The following is a 14,933-nucleotide window of genomic DNA, read 5'->3' on the forward strand; positions in this document are numbered from 1 at the left end:
GCCCAGATCGCCCGAGGAGGCTCGATGCTGTTCCACATGGTCGATCGGATCGACTCGCTCGTGCCGGGTCGGTCGATCATCGCGCGAAAGCTGTTGTCGCGCAGGGAGAATTATCGTCGGTGGGGTGCGGACGACCATCGTGCTCCCGGTGGTCTGCTGCTGGAGTCGCTGTGCCAGGCCGGAACATGGCTCGTGCTCGCGTCCACCGAGTTCGCCCGGAGCGGCGCGCTGGTGTCGGTCGACGAGATCACCTATCACGGCGAGGCGGGGCCGGGGGACGTGTTGTCGCTGCGAGGAGAGGTCGACGCCATGGGTGACCAGGTCGCCGTACTGTCCGGCACCGTTTCGGTCGACGGCAGACCGGTGCTCACGGCACGGAACATTTTGTGTGCCCTGCTGCCCGCGGCGAGTCTGGAGGACCCCGTGGATACCAGGCGCCGGTTCGAGCGGTTGCGCGGTCAGGAGTTGCCGCGATGAAGAGAGTCGCGATCACCGGAGTCGGTGCGGTGACCCCGTTGGGCAACGACATGGCCACGACCTGGCGAGGACTGGTCGACGGGCGCGGGGGGATCTCCGCGCTCCGCACGTTCGACGCCAGCACCTTCCCCGTGCGGATCGCCGCTCAGGTGAACGGATTCGACGCGGTCCGCCGGCTTGGCCGGAGCACGGCCAGGAAGCTGTCCCGCGCCGCGGGCTTCGCCGTGGCGGCTGCGGACGAGGCGGTGCGCGCGGCGGACGTTCAACCCACCGACGGATCCCAGTGGTGCAAGGGTGTGTGTCTGGCCGGCACGGTTGGCCGGGCCGAGCTGACCGAGCTGGTCGGCATGGCTGAAGACGTGCTCGCCGGCCGATACCGCCGGCAGGCACCGGCCGTGGTCGTCCGGCGAGACCAGAGCTTCGTCAGTGCGTTCATCGCCAGGCGGCACGGGTTCGCCGGCCCGGTGGTCAACATCAGCACGGCCTGTGCGGGCGCCGCCAACGCCGTCGGCGAGGGCCTGCGCATGATCCGCGCCGGCGAGTGCGACGTGGTGCTGGCCGGCGGTTACGACTCGCTGACGACCTGGCTCGACGTGCTGGGCTTCAGCCTGCTCGGCGCGCTCGCTGCGGGATGGGAGAACGATCCCGCGGCGGCGTCGCGGCCGTTCTCCGCCGACCGCAACGGTTTCGTGCTGGGAGAGGGCGCCGTCGTGCTGCTGTTGGAGGACTGGGACCGGGCGCACGCGCGTGGCGCCACCGTGCACGCCGAGTTGGCGGGCTATGGCAGTACCTTGAACGCATACCGCGTCACAGACTCACCTCCGGACGGCGGCGGCGCGATCGAGGCCATGCGCCTGGCCATCCAGGATGCCGGTGCAAGGCCGAACCTGGTGGACTACGTGGTCGCACACGGCACCGGCACACCGGGCAACGACGCCAGCGAGACCGTCGCGATCAAGGAAGTCTTCGGCGAGCACGCCGGGGCACTGTGCGTGAGCTCGCCGAAGTCGATGACCGGGCACCTGACCTCCGCGGCCGCAGGGGTCAACCTGATCGCCGCGCTCGGCGCGTTGCGCACCGGCCTGATTCCACCGACGGTCAATCTCCGACGGCCCGATCCCGCCCTGGACCTGGACTTCGTTCCCCTGACCGCCCGAGCCCGGCAGGTCGAGACGGTGCTGGTGAACGCGTTCGCCTTCGGTGGCACCAATGCCAGCCTCGTGGTGCGTTCGACCCGAGGAGGATGTCGTGACTGACTTCGACGAGACCCCGTTGGTGGAGCCTGGTCGCCGGGCCACGGCGCTGCGCAACGTCACGGCCACATTGGACGTTTTCGCCACGCACTTCCCGCGGTTTCCCGTCCTGCCAGGGGTGCTGCTGCTGGAGGACATGGTGTGGCTGGCTCGTCTCGCGGCGCCCGGCGGGGCCACCAGGTGGCGGGTCGCCGACGTGAGCCGGGTCCAGTTCCGCCGTGCTGTGCAGCCGGGTGACCAGGTCCGGTTCACGGCGGAGGTCGTCGACTCGCGGGACACCGAAGTGAGTTGCCGCGTCGACGCGACGGTCGACGGCCGTGTCGTCGCAGGCGCCCGTCGGGTGCGGCTCGCGAGGAGGCGGACATGAGGCGCGTCGTGGTGACCGGGATCGGCATGATCACAGGATTCGGCGATGGCTGGCAGGTGTGCTGGCGCAACCTCCTGGCCGGCCGCAGCGCGGTGCGCGAGCTCGGCTCGGTCGCGGACTCCGACTTCGCCACCCGCTGGGGTGCGGCCGCGCCCGGCTTCGCACCGGAACGCTACGTGGACCGGCGGCTGATCCGGCAGACGACGAGGAACGACCAGCTCGCGGCGGCGGGCGCGATGCTCGCGCTGCGCGACGCGGGAGTGGACCTGGGCTCGGTGGCCAAGGACCGCATCGGGGTGTTCCTCAGCGGGGGCAAGGAGATCTCCGATCCCGAGCACCTGGTCGAGGGCAGTCTCGCCGCGCGAACCCCGGACGGTGGTGTCGACCTCCGCCAGTTCGGCTCGTCGGCGGCCGCCCACATCCACCCCCTCTACTACGTCGAGGGGCTGCAATCGACCGCGTTGTTCACGCTGTCCAAGCTCACGGGCGCGAAAGGAGTCAACGGCTACTTCCACGGGACGGCGGAGTCGAGCGCGATCGCTGTGGCCCACGCGGCGACCGCGGTGCGTACCGGCGCGGCCGATCTGGTGCTGGCCGGCGGCGCGGACGACCGTTCGTCGTGGTGGCCGCTGTCGCAATGGGACGGCCTCGGAGTACTGAGCGGTCGCAACGAGTTCGGCAGCGCCGTGTGTCGTCCGTTCGACATGATGCGCAGCGGGTCGGTGCCCGGTGAAGGAGCGGTGTTGCTCGTACTGGAGTCGGCGGAGTCGGCGTCGGCCCGGGGAGCCCACGTCTACGCGGAGATCGCGGGAGCGGCGACCACCTTCGACGCCTCGGGCCACCTGAGCGCGGACCGGTCCGGACTGCCCATCGCCGAGGCGATGTCCAGAGCGGCAGGCCAGGCCGGGGAACAGACGGGGGAGGTCGATGTCGTGGTGGCACACGGCAACGCCACTCGGCGGGGGGACCTCGGCGAGGCCGCGGGGATACGACTGGCTGTCGGCGGGGGCTCCCCCGCCATGACGTGCGTCAAGGGTGGCACCGGAGAGCTCGGAGCTGCGTCGGGAGCGTTGAACGTCGCCATCGCGGCGCTGATACTCGACATGGGCGTCGTGCCTCCGGTGACGAACCTCCGCTACGTCGACCCGGCTCTCCCACCGATGACGTGGATTCGTGACCAACCTGTCGTCGGCCGGGTGCGTACCGCGGTCGGTCTCGCCTCCGGCCTCGCGGGGCAACGTGCCGCTGTCATGTTGCGTGGGTTGAACGAGCACTGCTGTGCAGGTGCGCGGTGAACGGCGAGGCGCCTCGCGTGGTCGTGGTGTCGATGGGCGCGATCAGCAGTCTCGGCGCCACGGCGGAGGACCTGTGGACGGGTGCGCGCGAAGGCAGGGTCGCCATCACCTCGGTGCGCCACCTGGACTGGCCGGTCGATCCCACGCTCGTCGCGGGCGAGGTCGACCACGTGCCGACCGAGCCGTTCGGACGTCGTGTCCGGATACGACCCCATGCCGACCGCGCACTGGCGCTGGCACTGGCCGCCGCCTGGCAGACGTGGTCGGCCGTGCCCGCGGACCTGGTGCCCGCCGATCGGCTCGGTGTGGTGCTCGGCACCTGCAACGCGGGCCTGCTGTCCGCCCGGCGGTGGTGTCAGGCGGCACTCGACGGGGTGGAACTGCCCGCCGAAGTGGCCCGCACCATCACGCCGCAGGCCCTGGCCGAGGCGGTCGGGACCAGTGTCGGTGCCCGCGGTCCGGTGCTCGCGGTGAACACCGCGTGCGCGTCCGGGGTCAGCGCGATCGGGCTGGGCACCGACCTGATCCGGCGCGGACGAGCCGAGGCGGTGCTGACCGGTGGGGTCGACGCCCTGTCCGATGTGGTCGTAGCCGGGTTCGCGGCGCTGCAGTCGCTCGCCCCGCGACCCACGGCGCCCTACTCGCGGTTGCGCAACGGCCTGTCACTCGGTGAGGGCAGCGGCTGGCTCCTGCTCGTCCGCGCCGACCTGGCGGCCCGCGCCGGGCTCGAGGTCGTGGCCGAGGTGGCGGGCTACGGACTCAGCACGGACGCCTACCACCCGACCGCGCCTCGGCCGGACGGCTCCGGAGCCGCGCAGGCGCTGCTGCATGCGCTCGCCGACGCCGGTCTGAGCGGTACGGACATCGGCTACGTCAACGGCCATGGCACAGGGACGCCCAAGAACGATGTGGCCGAGAGCAACGCCATCCGGGCCGCGCTCGGCCCCGCTGCCGACTCGGTGGCGGTCAGCAGCACCAAGTCGGTGATCGGGCACCTGCTCGGGGCGGCCGGTGCCGTCGAGGCGATCGTCACCGCCTGCGCGGTCCGGGAACGGGTGGTCCCGCCCACGGCGGGCGACTACGAGCCCGACCCCGAGTGCGACCTGGACTACGTGCCGGGCGCCGCGCGACCGTGGGACGGCCGGGCCGCGATCGCCAACAGCATGGCGTTCGGCGGCGTCAACGCCGCCGTCGTGCTCGCGCGGCCCGGCATCGGTTCCGCCGTCACCACCCCCTGGCAACCGGCCTTGGTCACCGGGATTGCCGTTTTCTCCCCGGCGGGCGAAGGCGTCGACCTCCTGACGCGGTCGGCCGGCGGTGACGGGCGGGTCACCACCGGACCTGCGGTGGATCTCGACGTCAACCCGTCCCTGGATCGGCGCGACCGCAGGCGTGTGGATCGGCTGTCCGCGCTGAGCGTGATGAGCGCGGCCACGGCGCTGCGCCACGCCGCTGTCGAGCCGGGGTCGGCGGACGCCGAACGCACCGGCCTGGTGCTGGGCACCGGTGTCGGCCCCGCCGAGTCCATCGAACAGTTCCTCGGGCCGCTGCTGGCAGAGGGACCGAGGGCCGCCAGCCCTTCGGTGTTCCCCAACACCGTCTACAGCCAGGCCGCCGGGCGGGTCGCCACCCGCCTGGGCCTGCGCGGGCCGACGTGCACCGTGTCCGTCGGCCACGCGTCGGGCGCCGTCGCACTGGGCTACGCGGCCGATTTGATCGGAATGGGACGGGCCGACCGGATCGTCGTGGTCGCAGCCGATGTGCTCACCGACACGGTGCTGAGCGCCTACCGGCGGCAGGGCGTGCTCCGCGACGACCGCCGCGGTGACGGCCTGTCACTGATCGAGGCCGGGGTGGCGATCGTGCTCGAACGCCCCGAGGTGGCACACGGCCGCGGCGCGACCGTGCTCGGAGCTGTCCGCGGCTGGGCGGCGGCCCACGACGCCCGTTCGAGCGGGTTGTGGGATCCGGACGGTCAGGGCGTGCAACGCGCGGTGCTCGGTGCGTTGCTGGACGCGGCGACGAGCCCGGACGAGATCGGCGACGTGTGGCTGGCCGCCGCCGGGCTCGGCACCGCGGACAACGCCGAACGCGCGGCGGTCACCCGATGCCTCCCGGCCGGCGTGAAGATCCACGCGCCGAAGCTCACCGTCGGAGAGCCGCTCGGAGTAGGCGGCGCACTGACCGCCCTGCTCGCCTGGGACGACATGACGCGTCATCGCACGGGTTCTCGCGCATCCCTGGTGAACAGCTCGTCGCTGGGTGGCGCTCACGTCAGCATCGTGATCACGAGAGGGGACGCGGGGTGAAACTCGACAAGCAGGTGGCCGTGGTGACCGGGGGATCCCGCGGCATCGGCAGGGAGATCTGCCGCGCTCTCGCGGCGGAGGGAGCCACTGTGGTCGTCAACCACCGCAGGTCGGCGACGCGAGCCGCGGAGGTGGCGGAGCTCATCCAGGCCGAGGGCGGACAGGCGGAGGTTATCGCCGCGGACGTCGCCGAACCGGACGAGGTCGACCGGATGATCGCCGAGGTGGTCGAGCGCCACGGCCGCGTCGATGTCCTGGTCAACAACGCCGGAGTCGCCGAGGACGACCTCATCTGCCGGATGTCACCGGACTCCTGGCTGGCCGTCATGAAGGTCAACTTCGGCGGCGTCTTCCACTGCACGCAGGCCGTGTTGCCGCGCCTGATGGCGCAGGGGAGCGGGTCGATCGTGAACATCTCCTCGGTCATGGGTGAACGCGGATGGATCGGTCAGGCCAACTACGCGGCGTCAAAGGGTGCGATCAACGCCTTCACGCGGTGCAGCGCCATGGAGGCGGCTCGCTTCGGCGTGCGCGTGAATGCGGTCCTGCCGGGGTTCTCGCCCACCGAGATGGTCGCCGGACTGCTGGAGGGAGACCGGGGAAAGCAGATCCTCCGGCAGATTCCCCTGCGCAGCTTCGTCGAGCCCGAGGCGATCGCCCAGGCGGTCTGCTTCCTCGCCGGGCCGGACGCCGGCCTGATCACCGGCGCGCTGGTCCCCGTCGACGGCGGTGCGCTCACCGCGCTCGGGCTGGGACGGGCCCGGTGACCGGCCAGGGGTACGGCGGCGAGTTCGACGTGGTCGTCGTCGGCAGCGGGCTGGGCGGGCTGGCCGCGGCCGCCTACCTCGCCCGGCACGGCCGACGGGTGCTGGTGGCCGAACGCGCCGCGGGCGTCGGCGGGTACGCCCACGGGTTCACCAGGGACGGCAGGTACTTCGACCCGGCCATTCACGTCGTGCCGGAGGCGGGACCCGGGGGAACGCTGCGCCGCCTGCTCGACCACCTGGACATCGCCGGGGAGTGCGACTTCGTGGACTCCGACCTGCTGTACCGGGCGGTCATCGGTTCCACCGCGCTCGATGTCCCGTTCGGCTCCGGTGCCGTCGTCGAGGCGTATGTGGCCGCGTTCCCCCACGAAGCGGCGGGCATCAGGTCGTTCTTCGGCCTCTGCGAGGTGTTTCTCGCCGAGGCGCGTCAGTTGCCCGTCCGGCTCTCCGCGCGGGAGCTCGGAGCCGCGGTGCGCGGCAGCGAGGTGTACTTCCAGCATCGGCGCGCCACCCTGGCCGAGGTGCTGAACGCCCACATCTCCGATCCGCGCTGCCGGGCCTTCTGTGCCGCCGGGTGGCCCTACATGGGTTTGCCGCCCTCCCAGCTGTCGTTCGAGCTGTACGCGCGTTTCCTCCAGACCCAGCTGCACGGCCTGTCGCACTGCGTCGGCGGCTTCCAGCGCCTGGTGGATGCCTTCGTGAGCGCGATCGAGAAACGCGGAGGGACGGTCGCGGCCGACACCCCGGTCAAGCGTGTCGTACTGCGGTCCGGCCGGGTCGCCGGAGTGCTTCTCGGCGATGGCGGCCTGGTCCGCGCCCCGGTGGTGGTGTCCAACGCCGATGCCTGGCACACCTTTCACGACCTCTTGGGAATGGACCACGTGCCACCGGCCTACGCGCGCCGGCTGGCGCGGCTGCGTCCGTCGATGTCGATGTTCGTCGTGTACGCGGCCAGTACCTGCGAAATCGACCCGGCCGGCGCGGCGCACGAGACGTTCCTGTTCACCGGGGACGACCACGACCTGACATTCCGGCGGTTCCAGCGCGGGCAGGCCCCGGCCTCCGTGGTGGTGGTGCCGACTCTGCTGGACCGCTCGCTGGCGCCCGCCGGAGAGCACCTGTTCACCTCGACGGCACTGGCCCCGTACGACGCCGGACAGGACTGGGCGGAGCTGAAGCCGGTGCTCCAGGAGCGGTACCTGGACCTGGTGGAACAGCTCTACCCCGGCTTTCGCTCCGGGCTGACCCACGTCGAGAGCGCCACCCCGCACACCCTCGAACGATTCACCGGGAACCGGTTCGGCGCGGCGTACGGCTGGGAGAACACCCCGGACCAGGCCGGTAGCAAGCGACTTGCCCACTCGACGCCGATCGAGGGGCTGTACCTGGCCGGGCACTGGACGCAGGCGGCCAGCGCGCTGCGCGTGATCGTCTCCGGGTGTCACGCGGCCAGGGAGATTCTTCTGACCACGGGAGAAACCGATGCCGGACCGACCTTCTGAGCCCGCCGCAGACCTGACCGCCCTGGCCGGCGAGCTGGTGGACCGGCTGTGGAACCACGGGGACGACAGCGTCGCCCACCGTCTGCTCGCCCCCGGATTCACCGGTCACTCACCCGACCAGCCGGGCGTCCTCGACCGGAACGGCCTGTTGCGGCTGGTACACCGGTTGCGCGCCGGTCTGCCCGACCTCGGGCTCGCCGTGCACGCCGCGGTCGAGCAGGGGCAGCAGGTGTTCCTGCGCACCTCGGTGACCGGGACGCATCGCGGATGGTTGTGGGGCCTGCCGCCGACCGGCCTGTTCACTCGCGCCACCGAGATGCTCTGGCTGCGGTTCGACGACGGGCGGGTGGCCGAGCTGTGGCGACAGTCCAGCCCGCTGCGGGTCCTGGGCCAGCTCGGCGTGCTGCCTCCGGCGGACGCGGGTGTGCTCGGCGGCAGCGGGCACCTGGTGCGCACGGCAGGCCGCCTCGCGGCGCTCTCCGCCAAGGCCTCGGTGGCGGGCAGGGGGCGGTCATGAGCAGCGGGATCGACTACCAGCGCTGCGTTCTGGAGTTCTTGCGGCGAGCGTGGAGCATCGGCGAGCAGGATCTTCTGAACACCCTGGACGAGCTGTGCGCGCCGGAGGCGTCCTTCCACATCGGCAGCCACCCGCAGACGCGCACGCTGCCCGAGTTCCAGCGTCTGGTCCGGTTGGTCAAACAGGGACAGCCCGACCTGTCCTATCGGGTTGAGGGCCTGATCAGCGCCGGGCCCGAGGTGGTGGCGCGGCTGTCCTTCCGCGGCACCCACACCGGACACCTGGCCGGCCTGGTGCCGCCGACGCGGCGCGGGCTCACTCTCACCGAGATGATCCACGTCGTCATCGACGACCAGGGCCGGTTGCGGGAACTGTGGCACGAGTCCGACTTCCACGGGCTGCTGGTGGCCGCAGGCGCCGTGCCGCCCCTCGACGCACACCCGCTCCGTCAGGTCCTGACGGCAGCCCGCTCCCTCGTCCGGTCCGCACTGTCCCCGCCGCCTGTCCCGGCGGAACTGTCCCCCGTCCTCGCGCGGGAGGCACCGGGGCCGAGGGGCTACCCGGTGGTGGGCGTGGGGCCGGACCTGGCGCGCGACCTCGTGGGTACCTTCACCCGCGCCTGGCGCGAGCACGGAGACGTCGTGCGGTTCCCGCTGCCGGGCTCGCGGCGGCTGTTCCTCGTCAACCATCCCGACCACGTACGCCAGGTGCTGGAGTACAAGCAGCCGATCTATCCGAAGGACCCGCTGTCGGTCGGCAAGTTCGAGCCGTTCGTGGGTAACGGCCTGTTCACCTCGAACGGCGAGTTCCACTTCCGGCAGCGTCGCCTCGCTCAGCCTGTCTTCAAAGGTGCCCGGGTTGCCTCCTACGCCCCGGTCATGGTGACGGCCGCCGGTGAGCTGGCGCACCGGTGGCGTGACGAGCGGGTGGAGACGGTCGACCTGACGCCCGAGATGATGCGGCTCGCGCTGGACATCGTGATGCGCACGGTGTTCAGCGCCGACCTCGGCGGGCGGACCGCGGAGATCGCGGACGCCGTGCGCACCTGCAACGCCCACACCAACGCCCGGCTGCAACGTTTCGTGGAGCTGCCCGGCACACGGCTGACCCCGGCTCACCGCCGGTTCGTGGCCGCCCGCGCCCTGGTGGACGGCTTCGTGCACGACCTGATCCAGCGTCGGCGGCGGGATCCGGCCGACCGGGACGACATGCTGTCCCGGCTGCTGTCGGCAGGCGGCCGCGGGATGACCGACCAGCACGTGCGCGACGAGATCGTGACGATCTTCCTCGGCGGCTACGAGACGACGGCCCTGTCCCTGGTCTGGACGTTCTCCCTGTTGTCGCGGCATCCGGCCGTCGAGGACGCGGTACGGGCCGAACTCTCCGAGATCGTGGGCGGACGACCGGTGGCCGACTCCGACCTGCCCCGGCTGAGCTATCTGCGCATGGTCTACCAGGAGGCGCTGCGCCTGTATCCACCGGTGTGGACGATGTCGCGCAGCCCCATCGAGGACGATGTTCTCGGCGGTTGCCGGATCCCCCGCGGCTCGCAGGTGTTCATCAGCCCCTACCTGCTCCACCGGCACCCGGAGTTCTGGGACAACCCGGAGGGGTTCCAGCCGGAACGGTTCGCCAGACAGCGGGCCACCCAGCAGCCCCTGTACTCCTACATGCCGTTCTCCCGCGGGCCGCGGCTCTGCCCCGGGGCGAGCATCGCGCTGTTCGAGGCCCCCCTGGTGATCGCTCGTCTCCTCCAGTCCTACCGGCTCCAGCTGCGGCCGGGACACCTGTGCACACCCACCTCCAACGTCTTCCTCTACCCAGAGGGCGGCATGCCGATGGCTCTCGTGCCGCTGAAGGACGGTTGATGATCATGTCTGCTGCGATGCTTCCACCCGGTCCCGCCGGGCACCCGTTGCTGGGGTCGGCCCTGGACTTCCGGCGAGATCCGATGGGTACCTTCAGGCGAGCCAAGCAGGAGTACGGGGAACTCGTGCGGTTCCGGGGACCGGTGCCGGTTTACCTGGTCACGGGTCCCGATCACTTCCAGCGCATCCTCGTGGACAACTTCGCCAACTACCCGCATCCCGCCGACTTCGAGCGCAAGGTCGGCGCGGCCGTGGGACGTGGGCTCGTCACCACCAGCGGTCCGGAGTGGACACACCAGAGGAGCCTGGTCGAACCGGTGTTCCGCAAGGACCACCTGTCCGGTTTCGCCGGGATCATGGCCGAACGGGCCGGGCTGCTGGCACGTGAGTGGGAACGCAGGGCCGGCCAGGGCCTCCCGTTCGACGTGCGACCGGACATGCGACGGCTCACCCTCGACGTGCTGGCCCGGTGTCTGTTCACCGCCGACTGGGTGGGTGCCGCGGCAGAGCTCGCCTCTGCGGTGCGCGTCGAGATGGAGCACCTGAACCACAAACTGATCGCCGTGCTCGATCTGCCGGAATGGGTGCCAACACCGCGCAACCTCCGCTTCACCAGAGCGAGGCGAACCATGGACCGCATCGTGTTCGAGCTGATCGGAGCACGGCGGACGGGCGGGGCGGGCGTTGGGGAAGCGATGTGGTCCGGGCGCGGCGACCTGCTGGCGATGCTGATGGCGGCGCGCGATCCCGACACCGGTGGCGCCATGTCCGACCAGCAGCTCAGAGACCACGTGACCACCCTGTTCATCGCCGGGCACGAGACAGCGGCAGCCGCCCTGTCCTGGTTGTGCCACTGCCTGGCCACGTATCCGGAGGCGGCCGAGCAGGCCGCCGAGGAGGTGGAGCAGGTGCTCGGCGGACGGCCGCCCGCCATCGGCGATCTTCCGAGGCTCCGGTACCTGCGGATGGTCATTCAGGAGGTGCTGCGCCTGTATCCGCCGTTGTGGCAGGTTGCCCGGACGCCTGTCGAGGACGACGAACTCGGTGGCCACCACGTTCCCGCGGGCTCGTTCCTGCTGCTCAACACGTTCCTGCTGCACCGGGACCCGGTGTACTGGCCGGAGCCGGAACGGTTCGACCCCGAGCGGTTCAGCCGCGCGGCCGTCGCTGATCGGCTCAGGTTCAGCTACCTGCCCTACCTGGCCGGTCCCCGCCACTGCGTCGGGATGGCCTTCGCGACGATGGAGCTGACCATCGTCGCCGCCTGCCTGCTGCAGCGCGTCCGGCTGACCAGTGCGCAGGGCGGGCGCCCGGTCGAGGCGCGGCCCGACATGACCCTCAACGCTCGCGACGCCATCTCGGTGATCGCGGCCGCTCGCACCAGGAAGGCCGGAGCGCTGTGAGCCGCCGTGCGCACATCGTCGGCACAGGCGGTTACCAGCCTGGTGAGCCGATCTCGAACGACGACCTGGAACGTCTCGTCGGCGCGCTGCCCGCGCAGGTGCTGGACGGGCTCGGGATCGAGCAGCGGTTCTGGATGATCGATCCGGCCACCGGCGGACACCGCGAGAGCAACACCGACATGGCCACCGAGGCGGCCCGGCGGGCGCTGGCGGACGCCGGCGTGGACGCCGCCGAGGTCGATCTCATCTTGCTCTCCACGGGAACACCGGAGTATCCGCTTCCGCCGACGGCGAACCTCGTGCAGGAGCGGCTGGGCATCGACCGCTGCGCGACCCTGGAGGTGCGGTCCGGCGGCGCGGGGTGGGTGCAGTGCCTGGACATCGCGCGCCTGTATCTGACGTCGGGCATGGCCACCACGGCGCTCGTGATCGGCAGCGAGGTGATCTCCCCGGTGCTCGCTCCTCTGTACCTGCACCGCGACGTGGAACGCATCCGGATGCGGGAACGGATCCCGCTGTACCTGTTCGGCGACGGGGCGGGCGCCGCCGTTCTCACCGTCGGGGACGAGCCGGGCGGCCTGCTCGGCGGCGCGACGTGCGCGATCGGAGGCGACCGGCCGCCTGGAATCCGTTCGGTCGGCGGAGGAACTCACGCGCCACTGCACGTCCAGGCGGCGAGCCCCCGCCTGGTCGATCTCCAGGTCGACGTCGTGGGCGCCGCCGAGGTGACGCCCAGGATGGTCACCGAGGCGATCACCCACGGCCTGGAGGCCTGCAACGTGACGGTCGACACCGTCGACTGGTGCCTGGTCCCAGAGGGGAACGCGGGCTGGATGCTCGACGCCCTGCAGGCGGCGGGGCTGAGCACACCCGAGTGGACGAAGCTGACCGGTCGAGTGATCGACAGCCTGGCGCGGACCGGCGCCGTCGGAAGCGCCGCAGTGCCGTTGTTCCTGGACCAGGCCCGGCGGTCCGGCCAGGTGCGTGCGGGGCAGAGGGTGCTGCTGGTCGGTGTGGAAAGCACCAAGTGGATCTACGCGAGCACCGTCGTCGACCTGATCAGCTGAAGCGCGTGTGACTCACATCACACCGCAGATCTGTTCGGTTGCGTCATCGGCCCTGCGACCGCACATCTCTGGGATGTCGGAGAGGAGCCTTCTGCATGGGCAACGGGTTGAGCGCGGTGCAGGACGTCGAGGAGTATTCCTCGACGAGCGACCTCGAGCTTCTCGAGGCGGTGCGGTCCGGCGCCGGCCAGGCGTACGGCGTGTTGTTCGAGCGTCACGCGAGCGCTGCTCGCCGGATGGCTCTCCAGCTCGGCGGCACCGGGATCGATGCGGACGACCTGGTCGCGGAGGCATTCGCCCAGGTGCTGGCGAAGCTGCGGGAGGGCAAGGGACCGACCGAGGCGTTCCGGGCCTACCTGCTGGTGGCCGTGCGGAACTGCGCGTACATGCAGCTCCGGCGAGACCGCAGCGTCGAGTTCGTGGGGGAGTACCGGGAGTCCGGCCAGACCGGTGACGACCTGCCCGCTGCCGCAGTCATACGCGACGAGGAGCGCTCGACCGTGGCTCGCGCTTTCCAGCGACTGCCGGAGCGCTGGCAGGTCGTGCTCTGGCACACCGAGGTGGAGGGGCAGCCGGCGGCGCAGGTCGCCCCACTGCTCGGGCTCACACCCAACGCCGTCTCCGCACTGGCGTACCGGGCCCGCGAAAGGCTGCGCCAGGAATACCTCGCCGTGCATCTTCCATTGGTGGGCGACGGTTGTCGGGAGGTCGTCCAGCTGCTCGCCGCGTGGGTCCGCGCGAAGGCTCCCGCCACGGACCGGGCCTGCGTGGAGGCGCACATGGCCCGATGTGGACGGTGCCGCGACCTGGCCGATGAGCTCGCGGAGCTGAACGGCTCGTTGCGTGCCGTCCTGCTGCCTGTCGTGCTCGGCGGTGCCGCTGCCGTCTACGCGAAGGCGCTGTCTGTCCCCGTCGCCCATGCCGCCTCGCAGTTCACCCCGGTGACCGCCACGACAGCGGCGAAGGGGCTGACGGGCAAGCTGGGCCAGCTGGCGCTGGCCGGCACGAGCATGTCGGCGGTGATCGCGGGACTCGTGCTGATACCGCCTGACGGCGAGACGAACCCTGCTCAACCAGCGCGTGCGGAGCGGGTCTACGAGACGCCGGTGAGCGAACAGCCGTCCAACGCGCCGGCCGCGTCTCGCTCCTCGGCGCCGCCTGCGGTCACCAGACCGATGACCGCTCCCGCCGAGCAGGGCGCCGCCGCCGCCAGTCCGGCCGCCCGCCCCGAGGCCGTACCGGCGCCCGCCACCACGTCCATCACCCAGCCCGCTCCCCCCGCCCTCCCGGTGGAGCACCGGCTCACCGCGTCCTTCACCGAGCCCGCTGTCGGCCTGGCTGCAGGCGGCGCGGCCACGGCCGCGCGACTGCGAGTGGGCAACGACGGCACCGTGCCGATCTCGTCGTGGACCCTGGTGCTCGACCCGCCGACCGGACTCTTCGTGGACGCCGTCCGGACGCGCGACGGGGACGCCATCCTGACCTGTGAGCCCCGCGATGGGGCGATGACGTGCCGGTCCACCGCCGAGTTGGCGGCGGGCTCCACCACGATCCTCGAACTGCACCTGCGCGCCGCCGGCAACGCTCGCGACGGCAGCCTCGCCGCCGTGGTCGCATCGGCGGCGATGAGCACCAGTGCCGTCCTGGACGTCAGGACGACGCCCGCAGTTGATCCGCGGCTCACTCTGACGGCTTCTGTCGTGGAGCAGCACGGCGTCGTGCAGGTCGTCGTGGTGAGGGTGCGGTACGACGGACCGGAACCTGTGCGGGTGCGGTTGGCGCACACCGCTTCCGGGCTCGATCTGGTGTGGATGAGCGGGCCTGGCTGTGAGGGACTTCCGCTGCCGCTCTTCTCCGCGTCGTGCGAGTTCTCCCTGCGTCCGGGGCAGACAGCGGAGGTCGCACTTCGCATCGTCACCCCCGGTTCTCCAGCCGACTCACGTTCGATCTCGGTCGTGGCCACCGCGAACGACCTGCGCGCGGAGACGACCGTTCGACCGCGGTAGGGCTGTGTCGAAGTCCCGTTCGATGAGAGTCGCGCCCGAGGTGGTTTCCGGCGGTGCGGCGAACGGTCCGCATACCCGGTGTTGTGTGTGGGCCGTCCGGCC

The 14,933-nt window shown here is 71.2% G+C and carries 12 protein-coding genes; all 12 read left to right on the forward strand.

From position 1 onward, the window contains the following. Positions 1-24: 24 nt before the first annotated feature. Positions 25-477 (forward strand): 3-hydroxyacyl-ACP dehydratase FabZ family protein, encoded by a 453-nt coding sequence (locus ABFX45_RS17860; protein ID WP_109638366.1) that lies wholly within the window; start codon positions 25-27, stop codon positions 475-477. After that, complete coding sequence (locus tag ABFX45_RS17865; RefSeq protein WP_109638367.1) at positions 474-1,733, forward strand: beta-ketoacyl-[acyl-carrier-protein] synthase family protein; 1,260 nt, start codon at positions 474-476, stop codon at positions 1,731-1,733. Before ABFX45_RS17860 ends, ABFX45_RS17865 begins: the two co-directional genes overlap by 4 nt. Then, entirely contained in the window at positions 1,726-2,097 is a 372-nt protein-coding gene (locus ABFX45_RS17870; RefSeq protein WP_211337450.1) for a 3-hydroxyacyl-ACP dehydratase FabZ family protein, read from the forward strand. Before ABFX45_RS17865 ends, ABFX45_RS17870 begins: the two co-directional genes overlap by 8 nt. Beyond that, a complete protein-coding gene (locus ABFX45_RS17875; protein WP_109638368.1) occupies positions 2,094-3,392 on the forward strand; it encodes a beta-ketoacyl-[acyl-carrier-protein] synthase family protein in 1,299 nt (432 codons plus the stop codon). The genes ABFX45_RS17870 and ABFX45_RS17875 overlap by 4 nt, the downstream gene beginning before the upstream one ends. Next, the gene (locus ABFX45_RS17880) at positions 3,389-5,701 is read left to right on the forward strand and encodes a beta-ketoacyl synthase N-terminal-like domain-containing protein (protein ID WP_346131184.1); all 2,313 of its coding nucleotides are present in this window, start codon (positions 3,389-3,391) and stop codon (positions 5,699-5,701) included. The genes ABFX45_RS17875 and ABFX45_RS17880 overlap by 4 nt, the downstream gene beginning before the upstream one ends. Continuing rightward, positions 5,698-6,468 (forward strand): SDR family NAD(P)-dependent oxidoreductase, encoded by a 771-nt coding sequence (locus ABFX45_RS17885; RefSeq protein WP_346131186.1) that lies wholly within the window; start codon positions 5,698-5,700, stop codon positions 6,466-6,468. The genes ABFX45_RS17880 and ABFX45_RS17885 overlap by 4 nt, the downstream gene beginning before the upstream one ends. Further along, entirely contained in the window at positions 6,465-7,970 is a 1,506-nt protein-coding gene (locus tag ABFX45_RS17890) for a phytoene desaturase family protein (RefSeq protein ID WP_346131188.1), read from the forward strand. Before ABFX45_RS17885 ends, ABFX45_RS17890 begins: the two co-directional genes overlap by 4 nt. Then, on the forward strand, positions 7,951-8,487 hold the full coding sequence (locus ABFX45_RS17895; protein WP_109638371.1) for an ester cyclase: 537 nt from the start codon (positions 7,951-7,953) through the stop codon (positions 8,485-8,487). The genes ABFX45_RS17890 and ABFX45_RS17895 overlap by 20 nt, the downstream gene beginning before the upstream one ends. Further along, positions 8,484-10,355 (forward strand): cytochrome P450, encoded by a 1,872-nt coding sequence (locus ABFX45_RS17900; protein ID WP_109638372.1) that lies wholly within the window; start codon positions 8,484-8,486, stop codon positions 10,353-10,355. The genes ABFX45_RS17895 and ABFX45_RS17900 overlap by 4 nt, the downstream gene beginning before the upstream one ends. Beyond that, positions 10,355-11,758: a cytochrome P450 gene (locus tag ABFX45_RS17905; RefSeq protein ID WP_109638373.1), complete on the forward strand. Its 1,404-nt coding sequence runs from the start codon at positions 10,355-10,357 to the stop codon at positions 11,756-11,758. The genes ABFX45_RS17900 and ABFX45_RS17905 overlap by 1 nt, the downstream gene beginning before the upstream one ends. Then, a complete protein-coding gene (locus tag ABFX45_RS17910; protein WP_346131192.1) occupies positions 11,755-12,825 on the forward strand; it encodes a 3-oxoacyl-ACP synthase III family protein in 1,071 nt (356 codons plus the stop codon). Before ABFX45_RS17905 ends, ABFX45_RS17910 begins: the two co-directional genes overlap by 4 nt. Positions 12,826-12,920: 95 nt before the next feature. After that, positions 12,921-14,831: a sigma-70 family RNA polymerase sigma factor gene (locus ABFX45_RS17915; protein WP_346131194.1), complete on the forward strand. Its 1,911-nt coding sequence runs from the start codon at positions 12,921-12,923 to the stop codon at positions 14,829-14,831. The last annotated feature ends 102 nt before the right edge of the window (positions 14,832-14,933 follow it).

This window comes from Lentzea roselyniae (genome assembly GCF_039537795.1).
Lineage (GTDB): Bacteria > Actinomycetota > Actinomycetes > Mycobacteriales > Pseudonocardiaceae > Lentzea > Lentzea atacamensis.

Bases quoted from the DNA above. Each gene is read 5' to 3' on its own strand.
- ABFX45_RS17905 (WP_109638373.1), top strand. From the start codon at position 10,355: ATGATCATGTCTGCTGCGATGCTTCCACCCGGTCCCGCCGGGCACCCG.
- ABFX45_RS17895 (WP_109638371.1), top strand. From the start codon at position 7,951: ATGCCGGACCGACCTTCTGAGCCCGCCGCAGACCTGACCGCCCTGGCC.
- ABFX45_RS17900 (WP_109638372.1), top strand. From the start codon at position 8,484: ATGAGCAGCGGGATCGACTACCAGCGCTGCGTTCTGGAGTTCTTGCGG.
- ABFX45_RS17875 (WP_109638368.1), top strand. From the start codon at position 2,094: ATGAGGCGCGTCGTGGTGACCGGGATCGGCATGATCACAGGATTCGGC.
- ABFX45_RS17865 (WP_109638367.1), top strand. From the start codon at position 474: ATGAAGAGAGTCGCGATCACCGGAGTCGGTGCGGTGACCCCGTTGGGC.
- ABFX45_RS17860 (WP_109638366.1), top strand. From the start codon at position 25: ATGCTGTTCCACATGGTCGATCGGATCGACTCGCTCGTGCCGGGTCGG.
- ABFX45_RS17915 (WP_346131194.1), top strand. From the start codon at position 12,921: ATGGGCAACGGGTTGAGCGCGGTGCAGGACGTCGAGGAGTATTCCTCG.